The 23,822-nt window shown below is 76.1% G+C and carries 19 protein-coding genes and 1 riboswitch; of the genes, 5 read left to right on the forward strand and 14 right to left on the reverse strand.

The window, feature by feature from the left end:
- Positions 1-9 precede the first annotated feature (9 nt).
- The gene (locus E5225_RS15985; RefSeq protein WP_135972113.1) at positions 10-1,095 is read right to left on the reverse strand and encodes a thiamine ABC transporter substrate-binding protein; all 1,086 of its coding nucleotides are present in this window, start codon (positions 1,093-1,095) and stop codon (positions 10-12) included.
- Between the two features lie 73 nt (positions 1,096-1,168).
- A riboswitch (TPP riboswitch) is annotated at positions 1,169-1,287 on the reverse strand.
- A 135-nt stretch (positions 1,288-1,422) separates the two neighbouring features.
- Between E5225_RS15985 and E5225_RS15990 the strand changes: the two genes are divergently transcribed.
- On the forward strand, positions 1,423-1,677 hold the full coding sequence (locus E5225_RS15990) for a DUF4235 domain-containing protein (protein ID WP_243738060.1): 255 nt from the start codon (positions 1,423-1,425) through the stop codon (positions 1,675-1,677).
- 45 nt (positions 1,678-1,722) lie between these two features.
- Here the strand turns inward: E5225_RS15990 and E5225_RS15995 are convergent, their stop codons facing one another.
- The 9 genes from E5225_RS15995 to E5225_RS16035 form a co-directional block, all read right to left on the reverse strand.
- Positions 1,723-2,736: a cytochrome d ubiquinol oxidase subunit II gene (locus E5225_RS15995; protein ID WP_135972114.1), complete on the reverse strand. Its 1,014-nt coding sequence runs from the start codon at positions 2,734-2,736 to the stop codon at positions 1,723-1,725.
- The gene (locus E5225_RS16000) at positions 2,733-4,127 is read right to left on the reverse strand and encodes a cytochrome ubiquinol oxidase subunit I (RefSeq protein ID WP_243738062.1); all 1,395 of its coding nucleotides are present in this window, start codon (positions 4,125-4,127) and stop codon (positions 2,733-2,735) included. Before E5225_RS16000 ends, E5225_RS15995 begins: the two co-directional genes overlap by 4 nt.
- 106 nt (positions 4,128-4,233) lie before the next feature.
- The gene (locus E5225_RS16005; protein ID WP_135972135.1) at positions 4,234-5,766 is read right to left on the reverse strand and encodes a SulP family inorganic anion transporter; all 1,533 of its coding nucleotides are present in this window, start codon (positions 5,764-5,766) and stop codon (positions 4,234-4,236) included.
- Positions 5,767-5,913: 147 nt separating this feature from the next.
- Complete coding sequence (mnhG, locus tag E5225_RS16010) at positions 5,914-6,354, reverse strand: monovalent cation/H(+) antiporter subunit G (protein ID WP_135972115.1); 441 nt, start codon at positions 6,352-6,354, stop codon at positions 5,914-5,916.
- Positions 6,355-6,379: 25 nt separating this feature from the next.
- Positions 6,380-6,829, reverse strand: coding sequence for an MrpF/PhaF family protein (locus E5225_RS16015; protein WP_135972116.1), 450 nt, complete (start codon positions 6,827-6,829; stop codon positions 6,380-6,382).
- Positions 6,826-7,410 carry a Na+/H+ antiporter subunit E gene (locus E5225_RS16020; RefSeq protein ID WP_135972117.1) on the reverse strand — a complete coding sequence of 195 codons (585 nt, stop codon included), beginning with the start codon at positions 7,408-7,410 and terminating at the stop codon, positions 6,826-6,828. The genes E5225_RS16015 and E5225_RS16020 overlap by 4 nt, the downstream gene beginning before the upstream one ends.
- Positions 7,407-8,990, reverse strand: coding sequence for a Na+/H+ antiporter subunit D (locus E5225_RS16025; protein WP_135972118.1), 1,584 nt, complete (start codon positions 8,988-8,990; stop codon positions 7,407-7,409). Before E5225_RS16025 ends, E5225_RS16020 begins: the two co-directional genes overlap by 4 nt.
- Positions 8,987-9,535 carry a Na(+)/H(+) antiporter subunit C gene (locus tag E5225_RS16030; protein ID WP_135972136.1) on the reverse strand — a complete coding sequence of 183 codons (549 nt, stop codon included), beginning with the start codon at positions 9,533-9,535 and terminating at the stop codon, positions 8,987-8,989. The genes E5225_RS16025 and E5225_RS16030 overlap by 4 nt, the downstream gene beginning before the upstream one ends.
- Positions 9,536-9,540: 5 nt before the next feature.
- Positions 9,541-12,672 carry a Na+/H+ antiporter subunit A gene (locus E5225_RS16035; RefSeq protein WP_135972119.1) on the reverse strand — a complete coding sequence of 1,044 codons (3,132 nt, stop codon included), beginning with the start codon at positions 12,670-12,672 and terminating at the stop codon, positions 9,541-9,543.
- A 297-nt stretch (positions 12,673-12,969) separates the two neighbouring features.
- Between E5225_RS16035 and E5225_RS16040 the strand changes: the two genes are divergently transcribed.
- Positions 12,970-15,300 carry a (Fe-S)-binding protein gene (locus E5225_RS16040; RefSeq protein ID WP_135972120.1) on the forward strand — a complete coding sequence of 777 codons (2,331 nt, stop codon included), beginning with the start codon at positions 12,970-12,972 and terminating at the stop codon, positions 15,298-15,300.
- A gap of 131 nt (positions 15,301-15,431) precedes the next feature.
- On the opposite strand, the gene E5225_RS16045 is transcribed toward E5225_RS16040, so the two are convergent.
- Both E5225_RS16045 and E5225_RS16050 read right to left on the reverse strand, forming a co-directional pair.
- Entirely contained in the window at positions 15,432-16,346 is a 915-nt protein-coding gene (locus tag E5225_RS16045; RefSeq protein ID WP_135972121.1) for an ABC transporter permease, read from the reverse strand.
- The gene (locus E5225_RS16050) at positions 16,343-17,071 is read right to left on the reverse strand and encodes an ABC transporter ATP-binding protein (protein WP_166435872.1); all 729 of its coding nucleotides are present in this window, start codon (positions 17,069-17,071) and stop codon (positions 16,343-16,345) included. Before E5225_RS16050 ends, E5225_RS16045 begins: the two co-directional genes overlap by 4 nt.
- A 354-nt stretch (positions 17,072-17,425) precedes the next feature.
- Between E5225_RS16050 and E5225_RS16055 the strand changes: the two genes are divergently transcribed.
- The 3 genes from E5225_RS16055 to E5225_RS16065 all read left to right on the forward strand — a co-directional run bounded on the left by E5225_RS16055 (position 17,426) and on the right by E5225_RS16065 (position 20,726).
- The gene (locus E5225_RS16055) at positions 17,426-18,607 is read left to right on the forward strand and encodes a sensor histidine kinase (RefSeq protein ID WP_135974328.1); all 1,182 of its coding nucleotides are present in this window, start codon (positions 17,426-17,428) and stop codon (positions 18,605-18,607) included.
- Entirely contained in the window at positions 18,604-19,251 is a 648-nt protein-coding gene (locus E5225_RS16060; protein ID WP_135974329.1) for a response regulator, read from the forward strand. Before E5225_RS16055 ends, E5225_RS16060 begins: the two co-directional genes overlap by 4 nt.
- 320 nt (positions 19,252-19,571) lie before the next feature.
- Positions 19,572-20,726, forward strand: coding sequence for an SLC13 family permease (locus E5225_RS16065; protein WP_135974330.1), 1,155 nt, complete (start codon positions 19,572-19,574; stop codon positions 20,724-20,726).
- 128 nt (positions 20,727-20,854) lie between these two features.
- Here E5225_RS16065 and E5225_RS16070 read toward each other — a convergent pair whose 3' ends face one another.
- Positions 20,855-21,472, reverse strand: coding sequence for a GNAT family N-acetyltransferase (locus E5225_RS16070; RefSeq protein ID WP_167306027.1), 618 nt, complete (start codon positions 21,470-21,472; stop codon positions 20,855-20,857).
- A 71-nt stretch (positions 21,473-21,543) separates the two neighbouring features.
- The gene (locus E5225_RS16075; RefSeq protein WP_135974332.1) at positions 21,544-23,817 is read right to left on the reverse strand and encodes a penicillin acylase family protein; all 2,274 of its coding nucleotides are present in this window, start codon (positions 23,815-23,817) and stop codon (positions 21,544-21,546) included.
- Between the last annotated feature and the right edge of the window lie 5 nt (positions 23,818-23,822).

Consider the following 23,822-nt stretch of genomic DNA (forward strand, 5'->3'; position numbering starts at 1 on the left):
TCCGGTCCGTCAGCCCACGACCGCGTCGGACCACTGCGTCAGCCACTCCTCGCGGTGCGCGTCGACGTCGGCCGCGGGCACCTCGAACGGCTGCTCGGCCAGCGGCGCCCACCGGGCCCACTCCGCGGGGAGCTCGACGGCGGTGCTCACCGGGTACACGTACATCGACCCCGGCAGGTCGGCCTGCACGTCGTCGGAGAGCAGGAAGTCGATGAGCTGCGCGGCACCCTCCGGGTTGTCCGCACCGGCCAGCACGCCGGCGTACTCGACCTGGCGGAAGCACGTGTCGAGCAGGGCGCGCGTCGTCGGCTCGGTGCCGCCGTCGGGCACGGTGAAGGGCGGCGACGACGCGTAGGACAGGACGACGGGCCGCGGCCCGTCGCCCCCGCCGGCGGTGAAGTCGGTGTAGTACGCCTCGCTCCAGCCGTCGGCGACGGCGAGCCCGTTCTCCCGCAGGCCCGTCCAGTAGTCGAGCCAGCCGTCCTCGCCGAACGCGCCGACGGTCGCGAGCAGGAAGGCCAGGCCCGGCGACGAGGTGACGGGGTCGGGCACGACGACGAGGTCGCGGTACGCCGGGTCGAGCAGGCTCTCGAGCGTCGACGGCTCGGGCACCCCGCGCTCGGCGAACCACGCGGTGTCGACGTTCATGCACACGTCGGAGTAGTCGACCGCCACCAGGGCGCCGTCGTCGTCCCCCTCGACCGCGTACGCCGCGGCGTCCTCGGCGGCCGGCGCCGTCACGTCGGCGGGCACGACGACCCCCTCGTCGAGCGCGCGCGTCGCGAACGTCGTGTCGAGGCCGTAGACGACGTCGCCGAGCGGTGCGTCCTTGGTGAGCACGAGCTGGTTGGCCAGCGCGCCGGAGTCGGCCTGCTGCACGACCTCGACGCTCAGGCCGGAGTCCTGCTCGAACTGCTCGAGCAGTCCCTCCGTGAGCGCGAAGGACTCGTGCGTGACGAGCGTGACGGTGTCGGCGCCGGCGCTCGGTCCGGCCGACGCGTCGTCGCCGCCGACGGCCGAGCAGGCGGTCAGCGCGAGGGCCGTGACGCCGGCGAGGGCGGCGCCGCGGGCACCGGTACGGGTGCGGGGGGTCATGTGGTCGTGTCCTCCGTCGTCGGCGGAGGGGTCCCCGCCGACGGGCGCACCCGCGGGCACGCACGACCGGCGGGGAAAGAGATGCCCGACTCCCTACGCCGGTATCAACCGGATCAGGTTCGAGGGTCTGCGGTGGTCCGCACTCTCAGCGTCCAGCCCGTGCGTGCGGCCGACGCTCCCCTGTCGTTCACGGCCGATCCTAGCCCTCCGCCGGACCGCCCGGACGCGCGTCCGGGACCGGCGCGCGGTCACCGGACTGCGGACCGGGCCGCACCCGGTTAGCGTCGTCCCCCTGGGCCGGACACGGCGCACGACCGAGGAGGACGCGTGGCAGAGAAGAACACGTCGATGGTGGCGAAGGTCGTCGGGATGGGCGTGACGCTCGGTGCCGCCTGGCTCGCGCACAAGCTGGTGGACACGGCGTGGGAGAAGGCGCGCGGGCACAAGCCGCCGTCGCCGGACTCGACCGACGAGGACGTGAACTTCTCCGAGGTCGTCGCGGCCGCCGTCATCTCGAGCGCCCTCGTCGCCCTCTCGCGCGTGCTGGCCACGCGCGGCACCGCCAAGCTCGTCGCCCGGTAGGCGCGTCGGCGTCGTCCGGCGTGGTCCGCGTCAGCGTGGTCCCCGTCAGGCGTGGTCCTCCCGCGCGGACCACTCCTGCGTCTGCGTGAGCCGGAACAGGTAGACGAGGGGCGGCGCGACCACCAGTGCCGCCAGGGCGGCCACGAGCACCAGCGCCCGCAGCGTCGCCGGTGCGCCCGCGGCCTCCGCGACGGTCAGCTGGTCGACGAGCAGCCACGGGTACTGCGCGACCGCCCACCCGCCGAGCACCGCCGCGACGGCGACGACGGCCGCCACGCGCGCGGTCGCGAACCGCCGCCGCAGCAGGAGCCACAGCGCGCCGAACCCCGCCACCATCGACAGCACCACGAGCGGGCCGGCGCGTCCGACGAGCCCCTCCGTGAGCGTCGGCGCGTCCGAGGAGATCGGGTACAGCGCGCCGAGGACCAGCGCTCCCGTGACCGCACCGACCACCAGGGCGCGGCGGCGGAGCCGCTCGGTGAGGGCGTCCCACCCCGCGCGCGCGGCGTCGGCGGTGAGGAAGGTCCCCGCGAGGAAGACGCTCGTGCTGACGGCGAGCACGCCGGCGATCAGGGGGGTCGGGGCCACCCACGACGCGACGAGGTCGCCGCGCCCGCCCGCGGGCACCCGCCCGGACGCGATCGCGCCCGCGACGGTGCCGAGGAAGAACGGCGCGATGAGCGAGGACGCGGCGAAGACCGCACCGAACAGGCGCGCCTGCGAGACGGTCGCGGAGTACTTCCGGAACGCGAAGCTCGCGCCGCGCAGCACGATCCCCAGCAGCGCCAGCAGCAGCGGGACGACGAGCGTGGTCATGACGGCGGTGAAGGCGCGCGGGAAGGCGGTCCACGCCATGACGAGCACGTAGATCAGCCAGACGTGGTTGGCCTCCCAGACGGGGCCGATGCTGTGGTCGATCAGCGTGCGCAGCCGCGCTCCGCGCTGCGCCCCGCCGGCGGTGAGGTCGTAGAAGCCGGCGCCGAAGTCCGCCCCGCCGAGCAGCGCGTACGCGACGACGCCCACGAGCAGCGCACCCGCGACCACGTCGGGCAGCGTCATCGCTCCTCCTCGCCCGCGTCGACGGACCGGCGCTGCGGGCCGTACGGGCTCGGCAGGTCCTCCTCGCCCTCGCGCCACCGGCGCGCCATCGACCTGAGCACCACGACGGCCCCGACCGTCAGGCCCGTGTACACGACGACGCTGCCCGTGAGCATCGACCACAGCCACGGGTTGTCGCCGGCGGCGTCGGCGGTCCGCAGCACGTCGTAGACCACCCACGGCTGACGGCCCACCTCCGTCGCGACCCAGCCGGCCTCGAGCGCGACCACGGCGAGCGGGCCGCACACGGCGGCGACGCGCAGGAACCACCGGCGCTGCGTGAGGTCGTGCCCGCGGCGCCGGGCCACCCAGAACAGCAGGACCAGCAGCACGAGCGCCGAGCCGATCCCGACCATCGTCTGGAACGCCCAGTGCGTCAGGTTCACGGGCGGCCGGTCCTCCACCGGGAACGTCTCCAGCCCGCGCACGGGTGCGGTGAGCGAGCCGCGCGCGATCAGGGACCCGAGCACGGGGATGTCGAGGGCACCGCGCACCTGACCGTCGACGAGCACGCCGCCGAGGCGCAGCGGGGCCGGGCTCTCCGTGGTGAGGGCGAGCTCGAACGCGGCGAGCTTCGCCGGCTGGCGGTCGCTCAGCCCGGCGCCCAGCACGTGCCCCACGACCGGCTGCAGGACGGCCGCCACGCTCGCGAAGACGAACGGGACGAGGAAGCCGAGCCGGTGCCGGGCGTCCCGCCGGCCCCGCAGCATGCCCACCGCGTAGACGCCCGAGACGGTGAACCCGACGACCATGAACGCCGCGACCCACATGTGCGCGAACTGCAGCACCGACAGGTCGTTGAACATCGCGGCCCACGGGTCGACGTCGGTGACCTCGCCGTCGACGACCCGGAAGCCCGCCGGCGCGTTCATCCAGGCGTTGACGGCGACCACGCAGAACGTGCCGACCACACCCGCCACCGCCATCGGCACGAGCATGAGCAGGTGCACCCGCGGCGGCAGCCGGCCCCACCCGTACAGGTAGATGCCGAGGAAGATCGCCTCGGTGAAGAACGCGAGCCCCTCGAGCGCGAACGGGAGCCCGAGCACGTCCCCGAACGGGCCCATCAGGCCGGGCCACAGCAGCCCCATCTCGAAGCTCAGCACCGTGCCCGACACCGCGCCGATCGCGAACAGGACGGCCGACACCGTGGCCCACCGGTGCGCGAGCGTCAGCGCGACCGCGTCGTCGCGGTGGACCCCGCGCCAGTGCAGGACCAGGATCATCGACGGGAAGGCGACCCCGAAGCAGGCCAGGACGATGTGCCACCCCAGCGACAGCGCCATCTGCTGGCGTGCCGGGAGCAGACCCGCGGGGTCCGTCGCCGCGAGGAGGACGTCCACCGTCTCCACCCGATCGAACCTACGCCGACGGCGCGGTGCGGCCACCGGCGGGGCGATCGGCGTCCGCACCGCGAGACGCGCGGGCGGTCACGCCACCCGCGCGCCCCCGACGGCCTCAGTGCCCGGCGCCCAGGCGGCCCGCGAGCCGGTCCAGGCGCGCGGCGCTGTCGGCGTTGACGCCGACGAACTCGACCTGGGTCCCGCGCGCGGCGTACCGCTGGCGGATCGCGTCGAGCGCCGCGACCGTCGAGGCGTCCCACACGTGCGCGCGCGACAGGTCGATGACGACGCGCGCCGGGTCGCCCGCGTAGTCGAACCGGTGCACGAGGTCGTTCGAGAACGCGAAGAACAGCGCGCCCTCCACGGCGTAGACGCGCTCGCCGTCGTCGTCGGACGCGTCGAGGCGCGTGACCGTCGTCAGGTGCGCGACCCGCCGTGCGAACAGCACGGTCGCCACGAGCACCCCCACGCCCACGCCGTACGCGAGGTTGTGCGTCGTGACGGTGACGACGACGGTCGCGAGCATCACGGCCGTCTCGGAGCGCGGCATGCGGCGCAGCGTGCGCAGGGAGTGCCAGTCGAACGTGCCGACCGACACCATCACCATGACGGCCACGAGTGCGGCCATCGGCATGATCGCGACCACGTCGCCGAGCCCCACGACGAGCAGGAGCAGGAACACACCGGCGAGGAACGTAGAGATGCGGGTGCGGGCCCGCGACTCCTTCACGTTGATCATCGTCTGGCCGATCATCGCGCAGCCGCCCATGCCGCCGAAGAACCCGGTGACGACGTTCGCCACGCCCTGCCCCCACGCCTCGCGGGTCTTGTCGGAGTGCGTGTCGGTCACCTCGTCGACGAGCTTGGCCGTCATGAGGGACTCGAGCAGGCCGACGACCGCCATCGCGAGCGCGTACGGGAAGACGATCCGCAGCGTCTCCAGGGTCAGCGGCACGTCGGGGACCAGCAGCGAGGGCAGGCTCTCGGGCAGCGCGCCCTCGTCGCCGACGGTCGGCACCGCGATGCCGACGCCGACGGTGAGCAGCGTGAGCGCGACGATCGCCACCAGCGGCGCGGGGACGACGGTCGTGAGCCGCGGCAGCAGCACCATGATCGCGATGCCCGCGAGGACCAGCGGGTACACCACCCACGGCACGTCGACGAGGTGCGGCAGCTGCGACGTGAAGATGAGGATCGCCAGCGCGTTGACGAACCCGACCATGACGGACCGCGGGATGAACCGCATGAGGCGTGCGACGCCGGCCAGCCCGAGCACCACCTGCAGCACGCCCGCCACCACCACGGCGGCGATCAGGTAGTCGACGCCGTGCTCGCGCACGACCGGTGCGACGACGAGCGCCACGGCGCCGGTCGCCGCCGAGATCATGGCGGGCCGCCCACCCACGACCGCGATCGTCACGGCCATCGTGAACGACGCGAACAGGCCGAGGCGCGGGTCGACGCCGGCGATGATCGAGAACGCGATCGCCTCGGGGATCAGCGCGAGCGCGACGACGAGCCCGGCCAGCACCTCGGTGCGCAGCCGCGCGGGCGAGCGCAGCGCGCTGCGGACCGACCACGCCGCGTCCGCCTCGGGGGCGCCCTCGACGGGGACGGGGACGGGCGCGGGGTCGGCGAGGTGGGCCACGCCGGGGTCGGTCGCGGGCGCACCGGCGGGCCCGGTCGCCGTGGTTCGCGGCGCACCGGGCTGGGACGTCGTGTCGCGGGGGGCGTCGGCGGGCACGCGGGATCCGTTCGTTCGGGAGGGCGGCGGTGGGGGGCGGACCGGCTGCGGTCAGCGCGGCGTCGCCGGGCCGTGCGGCCCGGTGTCGTCGGCGGTCGGCGGCTCGGCGGGGCCCAGCTCGTCGGCCGTGCGCGCGTCCGCGGCGTGCAGGTCGCGCGTGAGCTCGTCGACGACGAGCAGGTCGTGCCGCACCTTGCCGGTGCGGTAGCCGGCGCGGCCGACCATGTGCGCCGCGACGGGCGCGGTGAGCATCTGGAAGACCACGACGAGCACCAGCGCCCACACGGCCCCGCCCTCGCGCAGCCGCAGCGCGAGCCCGACGAGCACGAGGATCAGCCCGAGCGTCTGCGGCTTGGTGCCCGCGTGCATGCGCGAGAGCAGGTCGGGGAAGCGCAGCACGCCGACGCCCGCCGCGAACACGAAGAACGCGCCGCCCAGCAGGCAGACGACGGAGACGACGTCCGCCGCGAGCGCCCAGTGGTCCGCGGTCATCCGCGCCTCCCCTCGTCCGTGCGCGTCATCGGACCTCGCCCTTCGCGCCGCCGCCGTGGTGCTCGTCGTCCGGCTCGGCCTCGAGCGTCTCGACGCTGCTCTCCGGCACGTGCGGACGACGGCGGCGCTCCTCCTCCTCGACCTCCTGGCGGCGGCGCTCCGCCTCCTCGGCCGCGACCTCCTCGCGCGTGCGCACGCGGCCCTCGCCCTCGGGCTCCACCGACGCGAACCGCGCGATCGTCACCGACCCCACGAAGCCGACGAGCGAGAGGACGACCAGGACCGGCACGACGTCGGCGCGGCGCTGCACGGACGCGTACAGCGCGACCGCGGCGACCATCGCGGTCACGACGATGTCGAGCGCGACCGTCCGGTCGAGCATGGACGGGCCCTTCTCGGCCCGGACGATCGCGAGCCCCGCACCGATCGTCAGCAGGGCGGCGCAGACGTACACGGTCACGTCGATCGGGGTCATCGCGTCACCTCCGCGGCCCGGGACCGCCCGGCCCCGCCCAGCGCGAGCCCCGCGTCGGCGAGCTCGGCGTCGGACGCCAGCGCACGCAGGATCCGCTCCTCCTGGGCGAGCACCGCACGGCGGGCGGCCTCGACGCCACCGGACGTCCGGACGTCGAGCACGTGCACGTACAGCCGGCCCGTGAGCCGGTGCGCCTCGACGATGAGCGACCCCGGGACGAGCGAGACGAGCTCGCTGGTCAGGGTCAGGTACAGGTCGGAGTGGCTGCGCAGCTGCACGCAGATCACCGCGCCGCGGGGCGTGTGCCGCGGGCGCAGCGCGACGAGGCTCACCTCGAACGACGCCCGCACGAGGTCGAGCAGGAACCGGCCGACCAGCACGGCGAGCGCCCCGGGGCGCACGCGCCCGTGGAAGTCGATGGGCGTCATGCGCAGCCCGGCGGTGACGAGCACGCCCAGCAGCGCGCCGTTGACGAGGTTGCCGAGGCTGATCTCGCCCCACAGCAGCACCCAGACGACGGTCAGCCACAGGACGGTCGGCCACTGGTTGCGCAGGGACGCGCGGCGGGGGTGCAGGCTCACGGGTCCACCTCCACGGCCGCGTCGGACCCGGGCTCGTCGTCGGTCTCGGCGACGTCGGCGGACTCACCCGCGCCGCGCATGCCGTCGGGCAGGACGGCCTCGACGTACGGCGTGCGCTCGATGAGGGTCGCGGCGGCGCGCTCCGTGTAGGAGTACAGCGGACCGGCGAACACGGTGAGCGCGAGCCCGACCGCGACGAGCGCACCCGCGGGCACGGTCATCGACCGCGGGAGGGTCGCGCCGGGCAGCTCCTCGGGCGGGGTCTGCCAGAACGCCTTGTTCCACGCCTTGACCAGCGCGTACAGCGTGAGCAGCGACGTCACGACCGAGCCCACGACGAGCGCGTAGGCCAGCGGCGTCGCCGCCTCGACCCCCGCCTCGAGCAGCCCCACCTTGCCGAGGAAGCCCGACATCGGCGGGATGCCGGCCAGGTTCATCGCGGGCACGAAGAACAGCACGGCGAGCACGGGCGCGAGCTTCGCCAGCCCGCCGAGGCGGTCGAGCGACGTCGTCCCGCCGTACCGCTCGATGAGCCCGACGACGAGGAACAGCGCGGTCTGCACGGTGATGTGGTGGACGACGTAGTAGATCGCGGCGGTCCACCCGGTCTCGGTGCCGAGCGCGATGCCGAACACCATGTACCCGATGTGGCTCACGAGCGTGAACGACAGGAGACGTTTGACGTCGTCCTGGGCGACCGCACCGAGGATGCCGACCAGCATCGTCGCGAGCGCGAGCCACAGCAGGACGTCGTCGACCCGGCCCTCGGGGAACAGCAGGCTCTGCGTGCGGATGATCGCGTAGACGCCGACCTTGGTGAGCAGGCCGGCGAACACGGCCGTGACCGGGGCGGGCGCGGTCGGGTACGAGTCCGGCAGCCACGCGGACAGCGGGAAGACGGCGGCCTTGATGCCGAACGCGAGCAGCAGCAGCACCTGCAGCACGAGCCGGACGCCGGGGTCGATCTCGGGCAGCCGGATCGCGAGCTGGGCGAGGTTCAGCGTGCCGGTCGCGGCGTAGATGCCGCCGATCGCGACGAGGAACAGCAGCGACGACAGGATCGCGACGATCACGTACACCGTGCCCGCACGGATGCGCTCACCCGTGCCGCTGAGCGTGATGAGCACGTACGACGCGGCGAGCAGGATCTCGAAGCCGACGTAGATGTTGAACAGGTCGCCCGAGAGGAACGCGTTCGCGACGCCTGCCGTCAGCACCAGGTACGTCGGGTGGTAGATCGAGATGGGCGCGTGGTCCTCGCCGTCCTGCTGGCCCTGCGCCAGCGAGTACAGCAGGACGCACAGGGTGACGGCGGACGACACCGTCAGCATGAGCGCGGACAGCCGGTCCACGACGAGGTCGATGCCGACCGGGGCGGCCCAGCCGCCGACGTCGACGACCAGCGGGCCGGCGTCCGCCAGCACCAGCAGGCCCGCCGAGATCAGCAGCACGAGCGACAGCACCGTCACGGTGACGATCCGCTGCAGCCGCGGCCGGCGCGCGAGCGCGAGCGTCAGGCCGGCACCCGAGAGGGGCAGCACGACGGGCAGCGGGACGAGCCAGCTCCAGTCGGTCGTCATCGCGCCACCTCGTGGTTGCGTCCGCCGTCGTCGCCGCGGGCGCCGCCGTCCTGCGCGGCCCCGTGGTCCGTGCCGGCGGTCGTGCCCGGTGCGCCCTGGTCGGTCTCGTCGCGCGTGGTCGCGGCCTCCTGGTCCAGGGTCTCGCCGTCGCTCTCCGTGTCGTCGTCGGCGAACGCCCGCTCGTCGCGCGCGGCGAGCCGGGCGATGCGGCGGTCCTCGACGTCGTCCTGCACCTCGTCGTGGCGGTGCAGCTGCCACGAGCGGTACGCCATGGCCAGCAGGAACGCCGTCAGGCCGAGCGTGATGACGATGGCCGTGAGCACGAGCGCCTGCGGCAGCGGGTCGGACATCTCCCCCTCGGGCGTCACGCCGATGAGCGGCGGCCCTCCCGCGGCGCCGCCGGCGACGAGGATGAGCAGGTTCGTGCCGTTGCCGAGCAGGACGACGCCCAGCAGCACGCGCGTGAGGCTGCGCTCGAGCACGAGGTACACGCCCGCGGTGAACAGCGCCGCGATCGTCACGACGAGCACGAGGTTCGGGCTCATGTCGATCACGGCACCACCTCCTCGCCGGACCCCCGGGGGACGGCCGTGCCGGCCGCCCGGACGGACACCGACTCCCCGGCGTCGAGGAGCGCGAGGTCGTCGCCGCCCTCGGCGTCCCCCGCGACGACGTCCTCGCCCGACTCGGCCCGGCGGTCGATCTCGGCGCCCAGGCTGCGCAGGATGTCGAGCACCAGGCCGAGGACCACGAGGTACACGCCCACGTCGAAGAACAGGCTGGTGACGAGCTTGACCTCGCCCCACACGGGCAGCGTGAACTCGACGATCCAGGACTGCAGCACAGTGCCGCCGAAGACGAGCGCGCCCAGGCCGACGCCGGCCGAGAGGAACAGACCCAGCCCCAGCAGCACGCCGGGCTGCACGGGAGCCGCCTCGCCGAGCTCGTACCGCCCGCCCGCGAGGTACCGCACGGCGAGCGCGATGCCCGTGACGAGGCCCGCGGCGAACCCGCCGCCGGGCTGGTTGTGCCCGCTGAACAGCAGGTAGACCGAGTAGACGATCATCGTGTGGAACAGCAGCCGCACGACGACCTCGAAGATGACCGACCGGCGCTGCGGCGCGAGCGTGCGGCCCGCCCGCAGCCACTCCCGGGCCCGCGATCCGGTGCCGACGCCCTGCCCGGGTGTGCCGGACGGGCTCGGCTCGGCGGCGTCGAGCGACGCGGCGGACGCGGCAGGGCGGCGCAGCGACGCCATCGGGTCGGGCACGCCGCCCCACACCGCGCGGTCGGCCGGGGCGTCCCGCTCGCGGAAGATGCGGCCCGAGCGCGCCGAGAGGAACACGAGGGACGCGACGCCCGTCGCCGCCACGAGCAGCACCGAGATCTCGCCCATCGTGTCCCACGCGCGGATGTCGACGAGGGTCACGTTGACGATGTTCTTGCCGCCGCCGAACTCGTACGCCTCCTCGGCGAAGTCGGCCGACACGGGTGCGTGCACGCGCGCCGACGGCGCCACGAGCGCGATGCCCGCGACGGTCACGCCGACCGCGAGGCCGACCGCCAGCCGCACGTACCGCGACACGGCGAGCGGGCGGTTGGAGAAGTACGGGGGCAGGCGCCGCAGCACGAGCACGAACACGACGAGCGTGACGGTCTCGACGAGGACCTGCGTGAGCGCGAGGTCCGGTGCGCCGTGCAGCAGGAACAGGCCGGCCACGGCGTACCCGCCGATGCCGAGCAGGATCACGGCCTTGAGGCGGCGCCGGGCGCGCGCGGTCAGCACCGCGGACGTGATGACGACCGCCGCGAACACGGCCTGCGCGGCGTGGTCCCACGGACGCACGGAGGCGGGCCACGACGTCCCGGACACGAGGGTGACGCCGACCGCGACGACCCACGTCACGAGGATGATCCCGAGGTACACCGGCAGCGACCCGCGCTGCGTGAGCGCGGTGACGTCCGCGGCGACGTCGTCGAGCCGGCGCATCGACCGGCGGTAGACGCGGTCGGCCTCGATGCGCCACCGGACGCGGTGCTGCCACCTCTCGACGCGGTCCCGGGCGAGGAAGAGCAGCGTGCCGACCGTCAGGACGCCGACGGTCAGCCACAGCGCCGGCGTGAGTCCCGCCCACAGCACGAGGTGCCCGGGCTCGCCGTGCGGGTACGTCGACGCGTACGGCAGCAGCAGGTCCTCGCCCAGCCCGGGCAGGAGCGCCACGAGCACGCCGAGCACGGCCAGCACGAGGGCGGGCCAGACCAGCAGCATCGACGGGTGCGTGATCCGCGCGGGCGTCGAGGACTCGGCGCCGCCGTCGGCCAGCGAGGTCGTCGTCGTCGCGCCGTGCGCGTCCTCCGTCTGCGCCGACGTCAGGACCGCGGACTTCGTCGCGAACGCGCCCCACCACAGGCGCAGCCCGTACGCGACGGTCAGCGCCGAGCCGACCACCACCGCGCCGAGCACCACCCAGCCGAGCGGGTCGCCCTCGGTGTGCAGGAGCGCCTCCAGCCCGGCCTCCTTGGCGACGTACCCGGCGAACGGCGGCAGCCCGATCATCGACGCGGTCGCCAGCGCGCCGGCGAGGGCCGTCCACGGCAGCTCCCGCCCCACGCCCGACAGCCGCCGCAGGTCACGCGTGCCGCACGCGGCGTCGACGATGCCGACGACGAGGAACAGGGCGGCCTTGAACATCGCGTGCGCGCCCAGCATCGCCAGCCCCGCGAGGGCCGCGCCCTGCGTGCCCTGGCCGACGAGCAGCACGATGAGGCCGAGCTGGCTGACCGTGCCGAACGCAAGGACGAGCTTGAGGTCGTGCTGGCGCAGCGCGCGGTACCCGCCCAGCAGCAGCGTGCCGCCGCCGAGCACGACGACCGTCCAGCGCCACACCGGCTGGTCGGCGTACGCGGGCGCGAACCGCGCGACGAGGTAGACGCCGGCCTTCACCATCGCCGCGGCGTGCAGGTACGCCGACACGGGGGTCGGCGCCGCCATCGCGGCGGGCAGCCAGAAGTGGAACGGGACGAGCGCGGACTTGGTGGCGGCGCCGGCGAGCAGGCACGCGACGGCCGCCACCACGAGCGGCCCCTCCTGCGGCGGGTCGGCCATGAGCCCGGACAGCGAGTAGGTCCCGGCCTCGTGCGCGAGCAGGAGGACGCCCACGAGCATCGCGAGCCCGCCGGCGGTGGTGATGATGATGGCCTGCATCGCCGCCCGGCGGCTGGCCTTGCGGTCCGCGTAGTGGCCGATGAGCAGGTACGACGTCACCGTCGTGAGCTCCCAGAACACGAACAGCAGGAGCATGTCGTCCGCGGTGACGAGCCCCAGCATGGACCCCGCGAAGGCCGTGAACACGCCGCCGAACCGGCCCAGCCCGGACGCCGTCGCCTTGAAGTAGGCCGAGCAGTAGACGAGCACGAGCGCGCCCACGCCGCCGACCACGATGGTCATCAGCCACGACAGCGTGTCGAGGCGGAACGAGAGGTCAAGCCCCAGCGCGGGGATCCACTCGACGACCTCGACCGGGCCGCGACCGTCCCGCACCGCCACGGTCTGCGTGAGCGCCCAGACCGCCGCCGACGCGGGCGCCAGCGCGAGCACGAGGAAGGCGCGGCGGCCCAGCCAGGTGACCAGCGAGGGCGCGACGAGGGCCGCTGCGAGGTGCACGGTCAGCAGCAGCAGCAACGTCCGGCTCTCCGTCCTGGTCGGGGGCGGCGGTCGGGGTCGGTGGTCGGGGTCGGTCGATGTGGCCCGGCCCGGCCGCACCCGCTCGGGGCGGGCGGCGCGGGGACCGCGCGGGGGGGAGCCGGCGGCCGGGGGTCGAAGGTGCGGCCATGCGCGGCGACGCGCGAGCGCCGTCGTGATGGGCAAGGGAACGTCGCGAGTCTACCAACCGCTCGCCGTGCTCCCGCCCGGGCCGGGCGCCACGCGGGGGCCGGACGGCCCGGCCCGCCGTCGGTGCCGCCCGTTACCGTGAGCCGCGTGAGCCCACTGCAGGTGGTGTGCGTCGTGCTGGCGTCGGTCGCGACGGCCGTCGGCGTCGCCGCGTTCGTGCGCGGCGTCGTCGTGATCGTGCGGACCGTGCGCACCGGCCGTGCCGCGCCCGGGCGGACCGCCCCGGTGGGTGCGCGGCTGCGCACGCTGCTGCGCGAGGTCGTCGGGCACGGGCGGTTCCGGCAGCGGCCGGCCGTGCGGGCGGCGCACTGGGTCGTCATGGTGTCGTTCCCCGTGCTGGTGGTGACGCTGCTGACCGGGTACGGCCAGCTGGTCGACCCGCGGTACGGGCTGCCGCTCGTCGGGCACTGGCTGCCGCTCGAGTGGGCGACCGAGGCGTTCGCGTGGCTCGGGCTCGTCGGCATCGCCTACCTGACGTACGTCCGGCTGCGCGCGCGCCCACGGCCCGCGGTGCCCGTGACGACGGGAGGGCCCGCCGAGGACGGTCCCGGAGCCGTCCCGCACGCGGGCGGCGACCCGCAGCCGGCCACCGCGCAGCAGCGCCGGTCCCGGTTCTTCCGCTCGAACATGCCGTGGGCGTACGTCGTCGAGGCCACGATCTGGCTGGTCGTGCTCGCGGTGCTCGCGCTGCGGGGGCTCGAGTACGCCCTCGGTGCGCAGGACGGCGAGCCGTGGGCGACGGCGCTGCACTTCCCGCTCACCGCGTGGTTCGGCGCGGCCTGGACGGGCGCACCGGCGTCCGCCCTCGAGGCGGCCGTGCTCGTCGTCGCGACCGTGAAGATCCTCGTGTCGATGGGCTGGTTCGTGTTCGTGGGCCTGTCGCCGACGGCCGGCATCGCGTGGCACCGGTTCCTCGCGGTCGTCAACGTGTACGCGCGGCGGGAGCCGGACGGCGCCCCGGCGCTCGGGCCGCTCGCCCCGCTGCGCGGCCCCGACGGGGCGCCGCTCGACCTCACCGCGGCGGACGACCTGCCCGACGACGTGCGCCTGGGCGCGGGCGCCGTCGAGGACCTCACGTGGAAGCAGCTGCTCGACACGTCCACCTGCACCGAGTGCGGCCGCTGCCAGGAGCAGTGCCCGGCGTGGGCGACCGGCAAGCCGCTCAACCCCAAGCTCGTCATGACCGCGCTGCGCGACCACGCCGCGGCCACGGCCCCGTACGTGACGGCGGCCCGCGCGGCCGGCGCCCCCGCCGAGGCGGCCGCGGACCCCCACCTCGGCCTGGACCTCGTCGGTGCGGGCGTCATCGACCCCGACGTGCTGTGGTCGTGCACCATGTGCGGCGCGTGCGTGCAGCAGTGCCCGGTCGACATCGAGCACGTCGACACGCTCGTCGACATCCGCCGCTACCAGGTGCTCATGGAGTCGGCCTTCCCCGCCGAGCTGGGCGGCACGTTCACCAAGATGGAGCGGCGCGGGAACCCGTGGGGCCTGCCGGCCCGGCAGCGGCTCGACTGGGCGAAGGGCCTGCCGTTCGACGTCCCGGTCGTCGGCGCGGACGTCGAGTCGGCCGCCGACGTCGACTACCTCTTCTGGGTCGGCTGCGCCGGCGCCTTCGAGGACCGCGCCAAGCGGACCACCCGGGCCGTCGCCGAGCTGCTGCACGTCGCGGGCGTGTCCTTTGCGGTGCTGGGCGACGGCGAGACCTGCACGGGCGACCCCGCGCGGCGCGCCGGCAACGAGCTGCTCTACCAGATGCTCGCGACGCAGAACGTGGAGACGCTCACCGAGGCCGGTGCGCAGCGGATCGTCGTCTCCTGCGCGCACTGCTTCAACACGATCGCGCGCGAGTACCCCGCGATGGGCGGCCGGTTCGAGGTCGTGCACCACACGCAGCTGCTCGACCGGCTCGTCGGCGAGGGGCGCCTGCGGTTCGCGCCCGGGACCGGCGACGACGGCACGGGCGCGACCGTGACCTACCACGACCCCTGCTACCTCGGCCGGCACAACGAGGTGTACTCCCCGCCGCGCGACCTCATCGCCGCGATCCCCGGCGTCGAGCTCGCCGAGATGCCGCGCAACCGCGAGACGTCGTTCTGCTGCGGCGCGGGCGGTGCGCGGATGTGGATGGAGGAGAGCATCGGCGAGCGGATCGGCACGGTGCGCGCCGCCGAGGCGGTCGCCACGGGCGCCGACGCGATCGCGACCGCGTGCCCGTTCTGCACGGTCATGCTGTCGGACGGCGTGGCGGCGACGACGCGGGCGGCGGAGGCGTCGCAGCCGGTGACGGCGCCCGCGACGGGCGACCCGCGCGGGACGCCGGCCCCGGGCCCGGCCGTCGCGCGCCCGGGCGTCCCGGAGGTCGCCGACATCGCCGTGCTCCTGCTCGACCGCGTCGAAGGCCGCCCGTCCGCCTGACGCCCCCTCTCCCGCTACCGCCGAGCGCACCCCTCGTGGGGCGAGCGCTGCCCTCGTGACGGGCGCGCTCGGCCGACGAGGGGCGCGCTCGTGGTCGTGGGAGCGGCCCAGCGGGCTCAGGCTCAGCGGGCTCAGGCGCGGCGTGTCACCGCCTCCCGGCGGGCCGCCGCCAGCGCGACCGCACCGAGCAGCACCGCGCTGACCAGCACCCACGCGAGGTGCACGGCCACCGGCTGAGTCGCCGCACCCGTGAACACCGCCACGTCCGACGCCGGCATGACGGCTCGGTACGCGAGCTGACCGAAGTGGAACGTGGGCAGGTACACCGCGAGGTCCCCGATCACGTCCGGCAGCTCCGAGAGCGGGAAGAAGAACCCCGATGCGAAGGCGAGCGGCAGGAACAGCAGGTTCGCGACCACCACGGCCGCGCGGGGCCGCGCCAGGTAGGCGATCGCGAACCCGAGCGTGCTGAACACCAGCACCCCGGCCGTCATGATCCCCGCGAACGCCGCCCACTGGGCGACGTCGAGCCGCACGCCGCCGGCGAGCGCCGCGAGCAGGCCCGTGCCCGCCACGACGAGCAGCGCGTGCACGGCCGCGGTCAGCGACGCGCCACCCAGGTACGCCGCCGTCGGGAACGGCGTCGCGCGCAGCGTGCGCAGCCACCCGCGGCCGCGGTCCTTCGCGACGTTCTCGCCGAACGTGAACAGCGCGAGGGACACCACCCCGTAGGCGGTCAGCGACACGAGCATGGCCAGACCGATGCGCGTGCCGCCCGGCAGCCGCGACGACGCGTTCGGCAGCCCGAACATCGCGTACAGCAGCACGGGCACCGCCACGGCGCCGACGGCGAACTCCGCGTTGCGGAACGACGAGCGCAGGTGCACCACGGCGGTGCGGGCCACGAGGCCGGCCGGCCCACCGGTGCGGCGCGGCCCGGGCACTCGCGGGTCGGGTCCGGCAGGCCGTCGCGGGTCGGGTCCGGCGGCCGACCGCCGCGCGGGCCCCGCCCCGTCGGGCTCGGTCGTGCGGTGCGCGGTGCTCATCGGTCCTCCCCGTCCGGTCCTGCGTGCGAGTGCTCCTGCGTGAGGGTCAGGAAGACCTGCTCGAGGTCGTCCCGGCCGTGCCGGGTGAGGTCGTCCGGCGTCGCGTCGGCACGCACGCGCCCGTCCGCGACGACGACGACGCGGTCCGCGACCCCCTGCGCCTCCGTGAGGTCGTGCGTCGCGAACAGGAGCGTGCCGCCGTCGGACACGGCCTCGCGGGCCCGCTCCCAGAACGCGCGCCGGGACGCGACGTCCATCGCCGCGGTGGGCTCGTCGAGCAGCAGCAGGTCGGGCGCGCCGACGAGCGCGAGGGCCAGCAGCAGCCGCTGCCGCTCGCCCCCGGACAGCGCGGTGACGACCTTCCCCGCGTGCCGCGCCAGGCGCGTGCGGTCCAGCACGTCGTCCGTCGCGTACGCCCGCGGGTACGCCCGGCCTACGAGACCGACGAGCTCGCGCACCGTCACCTGCTCCGGCAGGCCCGCGCCCTGCAGCATCGCGCCCACGCGGCCACGGTGCGTCCCCGGTGCCGCACCCAGCACGCGCACCGTGCCCCGCGTCGGTCGCCCCAGCCCGAGCAGCAGCTCGAACGTGGTCGTCTTGCCCGCGCCGTTGGGGCCGAGCAGCGCCACGAGCTCGCCCTCCTCGACCCGCAGGTCCAGCCCGTCGAGCGCGGCCACGCCCCCGTAGTCCTTGTGCACGTCCGTCAGCTCCAGCACCGCGCTCACGGCCCGCCCCCTTCCGTCGTGCGCCCACCCCGGCCGGGTGCGCTGCGTCCCCTCGACGCTAGGGACGCCCACCCCCGCCGCGGACGTGCCGGCGGTCACCGGTGCGGACCATGACCTCCGGCACTGCCGGTGCCGACCGGCCCGCGCTACGGTCACGACGTGGACTCCGCCCGCAGGCAGGCGCCGGCCGGACCGGTCGGTGCGGGGGGTGCCGACGCCCGCGGGGCACGGGACCCGCGCGCCTCGGGGACGCGCCCCGCGTCGACGCCGCCCGCGCCGGCACCGCCCGCAGCGGGTGCGCCCGCAGGCGTGCCGGCCGCAGGCGTGCCGGCCGCAGGCGCACCGGCCGCAGGCGTGCCGGCCGCAGGCGTGCCGCGCACCGCCGGGCCGGCCGACCGCTTCGGCGCCGGTGCCGGCATGGTCGCCGTCCTCGCGGTCGGGCTCGGGCAGCTCGTCGTGGACGCCACCGTCCGGGACGCCCCCACGCCGGGGCGCGTCGTGTGGTGGGCGGCCTTCCTCCTGTACACGGCGACCTTCGCGGTCGACGCCGAGCTCGTCCGCCCGCGCCGGCAGCCGCCGGAGCGGGCCCTCGTCCTCGTGCTCGCGGTGGCCGGGGCCGTGGCGTGGCTGGCCGACCCGGCCGCCGACTGGACGCCCGTGCTGTTCGTCGTGACCGCCGCGTCGGCGAGCGCCACCTTCGGCACGTCGGGGCTCGTCGGGCTCGTCACGGCGCAGGCGCTGGTCACGGCCGTCGGGGCGGCGCTGGGCGGCCGGGGGGTCGTCGGCGTGCCGTTCACCGTGGCGATCTACACGGCGTTCCAGGCGTTCGCGGCCATCACCGTGCGCACGGCCAGGCGCGAGGCCCAGGCCCGGGCCGAGGCGGACGCCGCCCACGGCGCGCTCGCGGCGGTGCACGCCGAGCTCGCGGCCGCGCACGCGGACCTGCGGGCCACGACGGCGCTGCTCACGGCGGCCGGCCGCGACGCCGAGCGGCTGCGCATCGCGCGGGACCTGCACGACGTCGTGGGGCACCAGCTCACGGCGCTCGCCCTCGAGCTGGAGGTCGCGTCGCACTCCGCGGGCGCGGACGAGCACGTCGCCCGGGCGCGGACCGTCGCGAAGGACCTGCTCACCGACGTGCGCACGGTCGTCGGCGAGCTGCGGCGCGCGCCCGGTGGCCTCGAGTCCGCGCTGGAGGGGGTGCTGGCGCTGCCCGGCCTCGACGTCGAGCTCGAGGTGGAGCCGGGGCTCGTCCTGGACGACGCGCGGCTGGTCGCCGTGGTGCGCTGCGTCCAGGAGGCGGCGACGAACGCGCTCCGGCACGCGCCCGAGGCGACCCGGCTCGCCGTGCGGGTGCGCCGCGACGGGGACCTCGTCGAGGTCGCCGTGCACGACGACGGCCCGGGCACGCTCGCGTGGGCGCCGGGGCACGGGCTGCGCGGCATGCGCGAGCGCGTCACCGCGCTCGGCGGGACCCTCGCCGTGGACCCCGGCCCCGGCCGCGGCTTCCGCGTGACGGCGCGCGTGCCGACGTGATCCGGGTCGTCGTCGTCGACGACCAGACGCTCGTCCGGCAGGGCATCCGCGGGCTGCTGGCGCTGACCGACGCCGTCGACGTCGTCGCCGAGGGCGCGGACGGCGACGAGGCGCTCGCGCTCGTCGCCGAGCACCGGCCCGACGTGCTGCTGCTGGACCTGCAGATGCCCCGCCGCGACGGCGTCGCCGTGCTCGAGGCCCTGCGTGCGGCCGGCGACCCCACGCCCGTGCTCGTGCTGACCACGTTCGACGACGACGCGCTCGTCGCACGTGCGCTCGGGGGCGGCGCGCGCGGCTACCTCCTCAAGGACGTCACGCTCGACCAGCTCGTCGACGCGGTGCGGCGGGTGGCCGCCGGCGAGCGGCTCTGGCAGCCCACGATCACCGACCGGCTGCTGCGCGCCCTGCTGGACCGGCCCGCCGGCGTGGACGGGCTCGACCGCCCGGAGCCCCTGACCGCGCGCGAGCTCGACGTCCTGCGGCTGCTGGCCGCCGGCTGGTCCAACCGGGAGATCGCCGACGCGCTGCACCTCGCGCCCGGCACCGTGAAGAACCACGTCTCGGCGGTGCTGCTCAAGCTCGGCGTGCGGGACCGGACCCGCGCGGTGCTGCGCGCGCTCGACCTGGGCCTGCTGGGCGCCTGACCGGCGCCGACCTCGTCACCCGGGTGCGACCTCGTCACGCACGGGTGACGAGGTCGGCGCGTGAGTGACGAGGTCGCGGCCACAGCCACGACCGGTCCGGCGACCGCGGCCCGTCCACACCCCGCCCGTCCGCCCAGTTCGCCGGTTCGGCGCCGAGGTCGCCAGTCGCGAGCGGCGATCTCGGCGTGCGACCGGCGATCTCAGCGTGGAAGCGGCGACCTCGGCGACGGCGGGGTGCCGGACGGAGGGGGCCCGTCGACGCGGGCGGGGCCTCGGCGGCCGGCGTGCCGTAGCGTCCGGTTGTGCGTGCGGTCCGGCGGATGCCCTGGTGGCTGGTCGCGACCGTCGTCGGCGGCGTGCTCGTCGCGTCCGGTGCGCTGCCCGGCGGCGACGCGCGCGACCTGCTCGAGCGCACCGGTCCGGTGCTCCTGCTGCTGCTGGCGCTGACCGTCGTGGCGGAGCTGTGCGCGGCGGCCGGGCTGTTCGAGGCGGCCGCCGCGGCGACGTCCCGGCTGGCCCGCGGGCGCCGGTGGGTGCTGTGGCTGCTCGTCGTGGCGCTCGCGACCGCCTCGACGGCCGTCCTGTCGCTCGACACCACGGCCGTGCTGGTCACGCCGGTGGTCGTCGCGCTCGCCCGCCGGACGGGCTCCGACCCGCTGCGGTTCGCGCTCGTGGTGGTCGCGCTCGCCAACACCGCGTCCCTCGTGCTGCCGGTCTCCAACCTGACGAACCTGCTCGCCGACCGGGCGCTGCGTGCCACCGGCGCCGACTACCTGGCGCTGATGTGGGCGCCCGCGCTCGCGGCCGTCGTCGTCACCGTGCTGCTGCTCGCGGTGCGGGACCGCGGTGCGCTGCGCGGCCGGTACGACGCGACGCCCGCGCGGCCCGCACCGGACGCCCCGCTGCTCGCGGTGGCGGCGCTCGTGACGACGCTTATGGCGGTCGCGTTCGTCGTCGGAGTCGAGCCGGCGGTCGCGGCCGGGGTCGCGGCCCTCGTCCTGGCGGTGGCGACGGTCGCGCGCCGGCGCCCGTGGCCCGCTCCCCTGCCCGACCTCGTGCCGTGGCGCACGCTGCTCGTCGTCGCCGGGCTGTTCGTCGCCGTCGAGACGCTGCGCGTGCACGGCGGTGCGGACGTCGCCGCGGCGGTCGCCGGCGACGGGCACGGGTTCGGGGACCTGCTGCGGCTCGCGGCGGCCGCCGCGCTCACCTCCAACGCGGTGAACAACCTGCCGGCGTACCTGGCGCTCGAGCCGGCGGCCGCGGGCGACCCGCTGCGGCTCGCGGCGCTCCTGATCGGCACGGGCGCGGGCGCCGTCCTCACGCCGTGGGGGTCCCTCGCGACCCTGCTGTGGTGGCAGCGGTGCCGGGCGCTGCTCCTGCACGTGCCGGCGGGCGTGATCGTCCGCCAGGGCCTGCTGCTCGCGGCGCCGGTGGTGGTGGTGCCGGTCGCCGCCCTGGTCCTGACCACCGCCTGACGCCGGGCCAGGGCACCCGCCCTGCGCTCCCGGCGAGCGCGCCCCTTGCCGCACGAGTGCGCCCGTCGTGTCCGGTGCGCTCGACCGAGATCGGGTGCGCCGGTGCGAGATGGGTGCGGGCCGTCGCCTCAGGCGGGCACGTCGAGGAACGTGAGGCGGGCACGCTTGGTCGGCAGGTCGACCTCCGGGCCGAGGACGGCGCCCAGCAGCTCGGCGCGCCGCAGCATCGCGGCGTTGCCGGCGTCCGGCTCGCCGACGACCCGCGTCGCACCCGTGCGGTCCGCGACCACGCGCAGCAGCGCGACCATGAGCCGCTGGGAGAACCCGCGCGCGCGGTCCGGCGGGCGCGCGCCGACCAGCACGTGCATGCCCAGGTCGCCGGGCGCGACGTCGTAGACGTCGCCCACCGGGTCGTGCGCCGGCTCGTAGGCCTGCACGAGTGCGACCGGGAGGCCGTCGACGCGCGCGAGCAGCGCGTGGTGGTGGTCGAGCGACGCCACGAACGCGTAGGTCTCGCGCAGCTCGTCGGCCGTCAGGTGCCCGAGGCCCCAGAACCCGGTGCCGCGCGCGGTGACCCACGCGTGCAGGGTCGCGAGGTCGGCGTCGAGGTCGAGCACGGACGTCGTGAGGACGCCCAGGCCGTCGACGGTGCGCTCGTCGAGGACGGTCCCGCCCCGCAGCCCGGCCCACGCGGCGGTGAGCCCGCGCGCCGCCGGCACGCCCGACCGCACGTCCGCCACCGGCACCGCCGATCCCACGTCCGCCGCCACCGGCACCGCCGACCCCGCGTCCGGCACCGCCGACCGCGCGTCCGCCGTCACTCCCCCGCGCCCGCGGGCAGCGGCTCCGGCGTCAGGGCGTCCCAGTCGGTGACGACCTCGACCGTCCGCGCGACGGCCCACGTGGCGTGCTGGTCGGCGAAGTGGGGGCTGCGCGGGTCCCCGCTCGTGCCGAAGGGCACGCCCCACCGGCTGCGGGCGCGGTCCCCGAGGTCCCACACCCAGCGGGCGACGGAGCCGCGGAACGCACGGTCGGTCACGCCCGGCACGGTGCCCGTGCACCGCACGGTGTCCTGGTCACCGGCGAGCGGCAGGGCGGGCACGGCCGGGACCGCGGCGCCGGGCACGTCGGCCAGCACGTGCGCGGGCAGCACGGTGTGCCGGGCGCCCCAGTGGTCGCCGGGCGTCGCGGCCGCGGCCACCTCCTCGAGGGCGGCGCGCACGTGCGCCGGCCCGTCGATGCCCAGGTCGGTGCGGTCGAGCAGCGCCGCGAGGGCGGCGCCTACCCGGCCCCGGACGCCGAACCACGCGTCGAACGCCGGACCCGCGCGGTGCGGGGCGGCCAGGGCGGCGATCGCGGGCTCGGCGACGAGCCGGCCGACGAGCACCGCGCGCAGGTCGGCGAGCAGCGCGGCCTCCGGGGAGTCGGCGTCCATGTGCAGGTCCCACGCCAGCAGGCGGTCGCGCACCGCCCCGGCCGCGGGCGTGAGGCCGTCGACCCCGGCGACGTGCCGCAGCAGCCGCCCGGCGCCGGCCCAGTGCGTGTCGGCGTGGATCTCCGCCATGTCGCCCGGGCCGAGCGCGCGGTCGCGGCGGTCGGCGAGCAGGGCGCGCAGCCGGACCGCGCGGTCGGGCGCGTAGACGCTGCCGTGGTCGCGGTCAGGTGCGGACGGCCACTCGTTCGCGTCGACCGCGGCGTCGGTGACGACCCGCGGCGCGGCGAGCGTGCGCCACGGTCGCGGCGCGTGCGCGGCTTCCCACGCGTGCAGGGGCAGCAGGCGCTCCTCCCGGGGGCGGTCCGCGACGCGGCCGGCGTCGAAGGTGAGCACCGTGCCGTCCGCGTCCGCGGCGACGACGCGGTTGACCGGGTCGACCCAGCCCGCGAGCGCGGCGGCCACGTCCCGCGCCGTGCGGGCACGCAGCAGCGGACGCAGGGACGCGAACCCGAGGTCCGCGTCCACCCGCGTCTGCATCCGCACCGACCGGGCCTCCTCGACCGTCGCGCGCGGCACCGCGCCCGTCGTCACGTCGTCCTGGCCGGCCCCCGCGCGCAGGTCCGGGGCGGGGCCGGCGTCCTGCCCCGGCCCGTCGCGGCGCTCCCCGGCGGGCGCGCCGTCCGCGTCCGCCGGCATCCCGCGCACCACGACCGGCCCCCGACCGGTCTCCAGGACGTCGACCGTCAGCGGCTCGCCGCCCCGCACGCGCACCCGCGCGCTCGCGTGCTCGACGGGCTCCCAGCCGTCGGGCCCGAGCGCCTCCCACGCGCCCCCGCCGGTACGCCGCAGCCGCTCGCGGAAGACCTCGGCGGCGTGCGCGGCGGCGTTGGTGATGCCCCATGCCGCGGACCCGGCGTGCCCGAAGTGCGGCAGCCCGGGAACGCCGGGGAACGCGAGCCCCAGCACGTCGTACTCCGGGCAGGCGAGGCGGATCTGCTGGTAGACGCCGGGCAGCTCCAGCACGCGGTGCGGGTCGCCCGCGAGCAGCGGCGCGCCGGACGCGGTGCGCGAGCCGTGCAGCGCCCACGCGTTGGACCCGCTGGTCGGCCCGTCGGACGCGGGGTCGAACAGCCGCACGAGGTCGAGCGGGTCGACCGCCGCCAGCCCGGCGTGGCCGGACTCGCGCGCGGTGCGGGCCACGTGGTCGTGCCACAGCACGCGCGGGAACGTCGAGAACAGCGCGTGGTTGACGAGGAAGACGCCCAGCGGTGCCCACGCGGGCCACGGGTCGTCGGGCGTCGTGCCGCCGAGGACGCGGTCGAGCTCCGCCACCTCGGCGGGGGGCCCGGCCGACGCCAGGCCGGCGTTCACCCCGGCCGTGTACGCGTCGACCCACGCCCGGTCGTCGGCGCCGAGCGCCGCGTACGCGCGCTGCGCGGTGTCCGGCAGGCGCAGCCGGTGCGCGACGACGTCCCACGCGACGCCGGCGTCGCCGAGGTGCTCGGCGAGCCGGCCCTCCGCGCGCCACCGGTCCGTCTGCACCTGCCACGCGCGGTCGCGCGCCGTCACCCACCCCTGCCCGTGGGCCAGCGCGAGCTCGTCGGACGCACGCACGTGCGGCACGCCCAGCGCGTCCCGGAAGACCTCGAACCCCACGTCAG

It is taken from the genome of Cellulomonas shaoxiangyii (genome assembly GCF_004798685.1).
GTDB classification, from domain to species: domain Bacteria; phylum Actinomycetota; class Actinomycetes; order Actinomycetales; family Cellulomonadaceae; genus Cellulomonas; species Cellulomonas shaoxiangyii.

Bases quoted from the DNA above. Each gene is read 5' to 3' on its own strand.
- E5225_RS15985 (WP_135972113.1), bottom strand. From the start codon at position 1,095: ATGACCCCCCGCACCCGTACCGGTGCCCGCGGCGCCGCCCTCGCCGGC.
- E5225_RS15995 (WP_135972114.1), bottom strand. From the start codon at position 2,736: ATGACGCTGCCCGACGTGGTCGCGGGTGCGCTGCTCGTGGGCGTCGTC.
- mnhG (WP_135972115.1), bottom strand. From the start codon at position 6,354: ATGACCGCGGACCACTGGGCGCTCGCGGCGGACGTCGTCTCCGTCGTC.
- E5225_RS16015 (WP_135972116.1), bottom strand. From the start codon at position 6,829: ATGACCCCGATCGACGTGACCGTGTACGTCTGCGCCGCCCTGCTGACG.
- E5225_RS16025 (WP_135972118.1), bottom strand. From the start codon at position 8,990: ATGACGACCGACTGGAGCTGGCTCGTCCCGCTGCCCGTCGTGCTGCCC.
- E5225_RS16030 (WP_135972136.1), bottom strand. From the start codon at position 9,535: ATGAGCCCGAACCTCGTGCTCGTCGTGACGATCGCGGCGCTGTTCACC.
- E5225_RS16045 (WP_135972121.1), bottom strand. From the start codon at position 16,346: ATGAGCACCGCGCACCGCACGACCGAGCCCGACGGGGCGGGGCCCGCG.
- E5225_RS16065 (WP_135974330.1), top strand. From the start codon at position 19,572: ATGCCCTGGTGGCTGGTCGCGACCGTCGTCGGCGGCGTGCTCGTCGCG.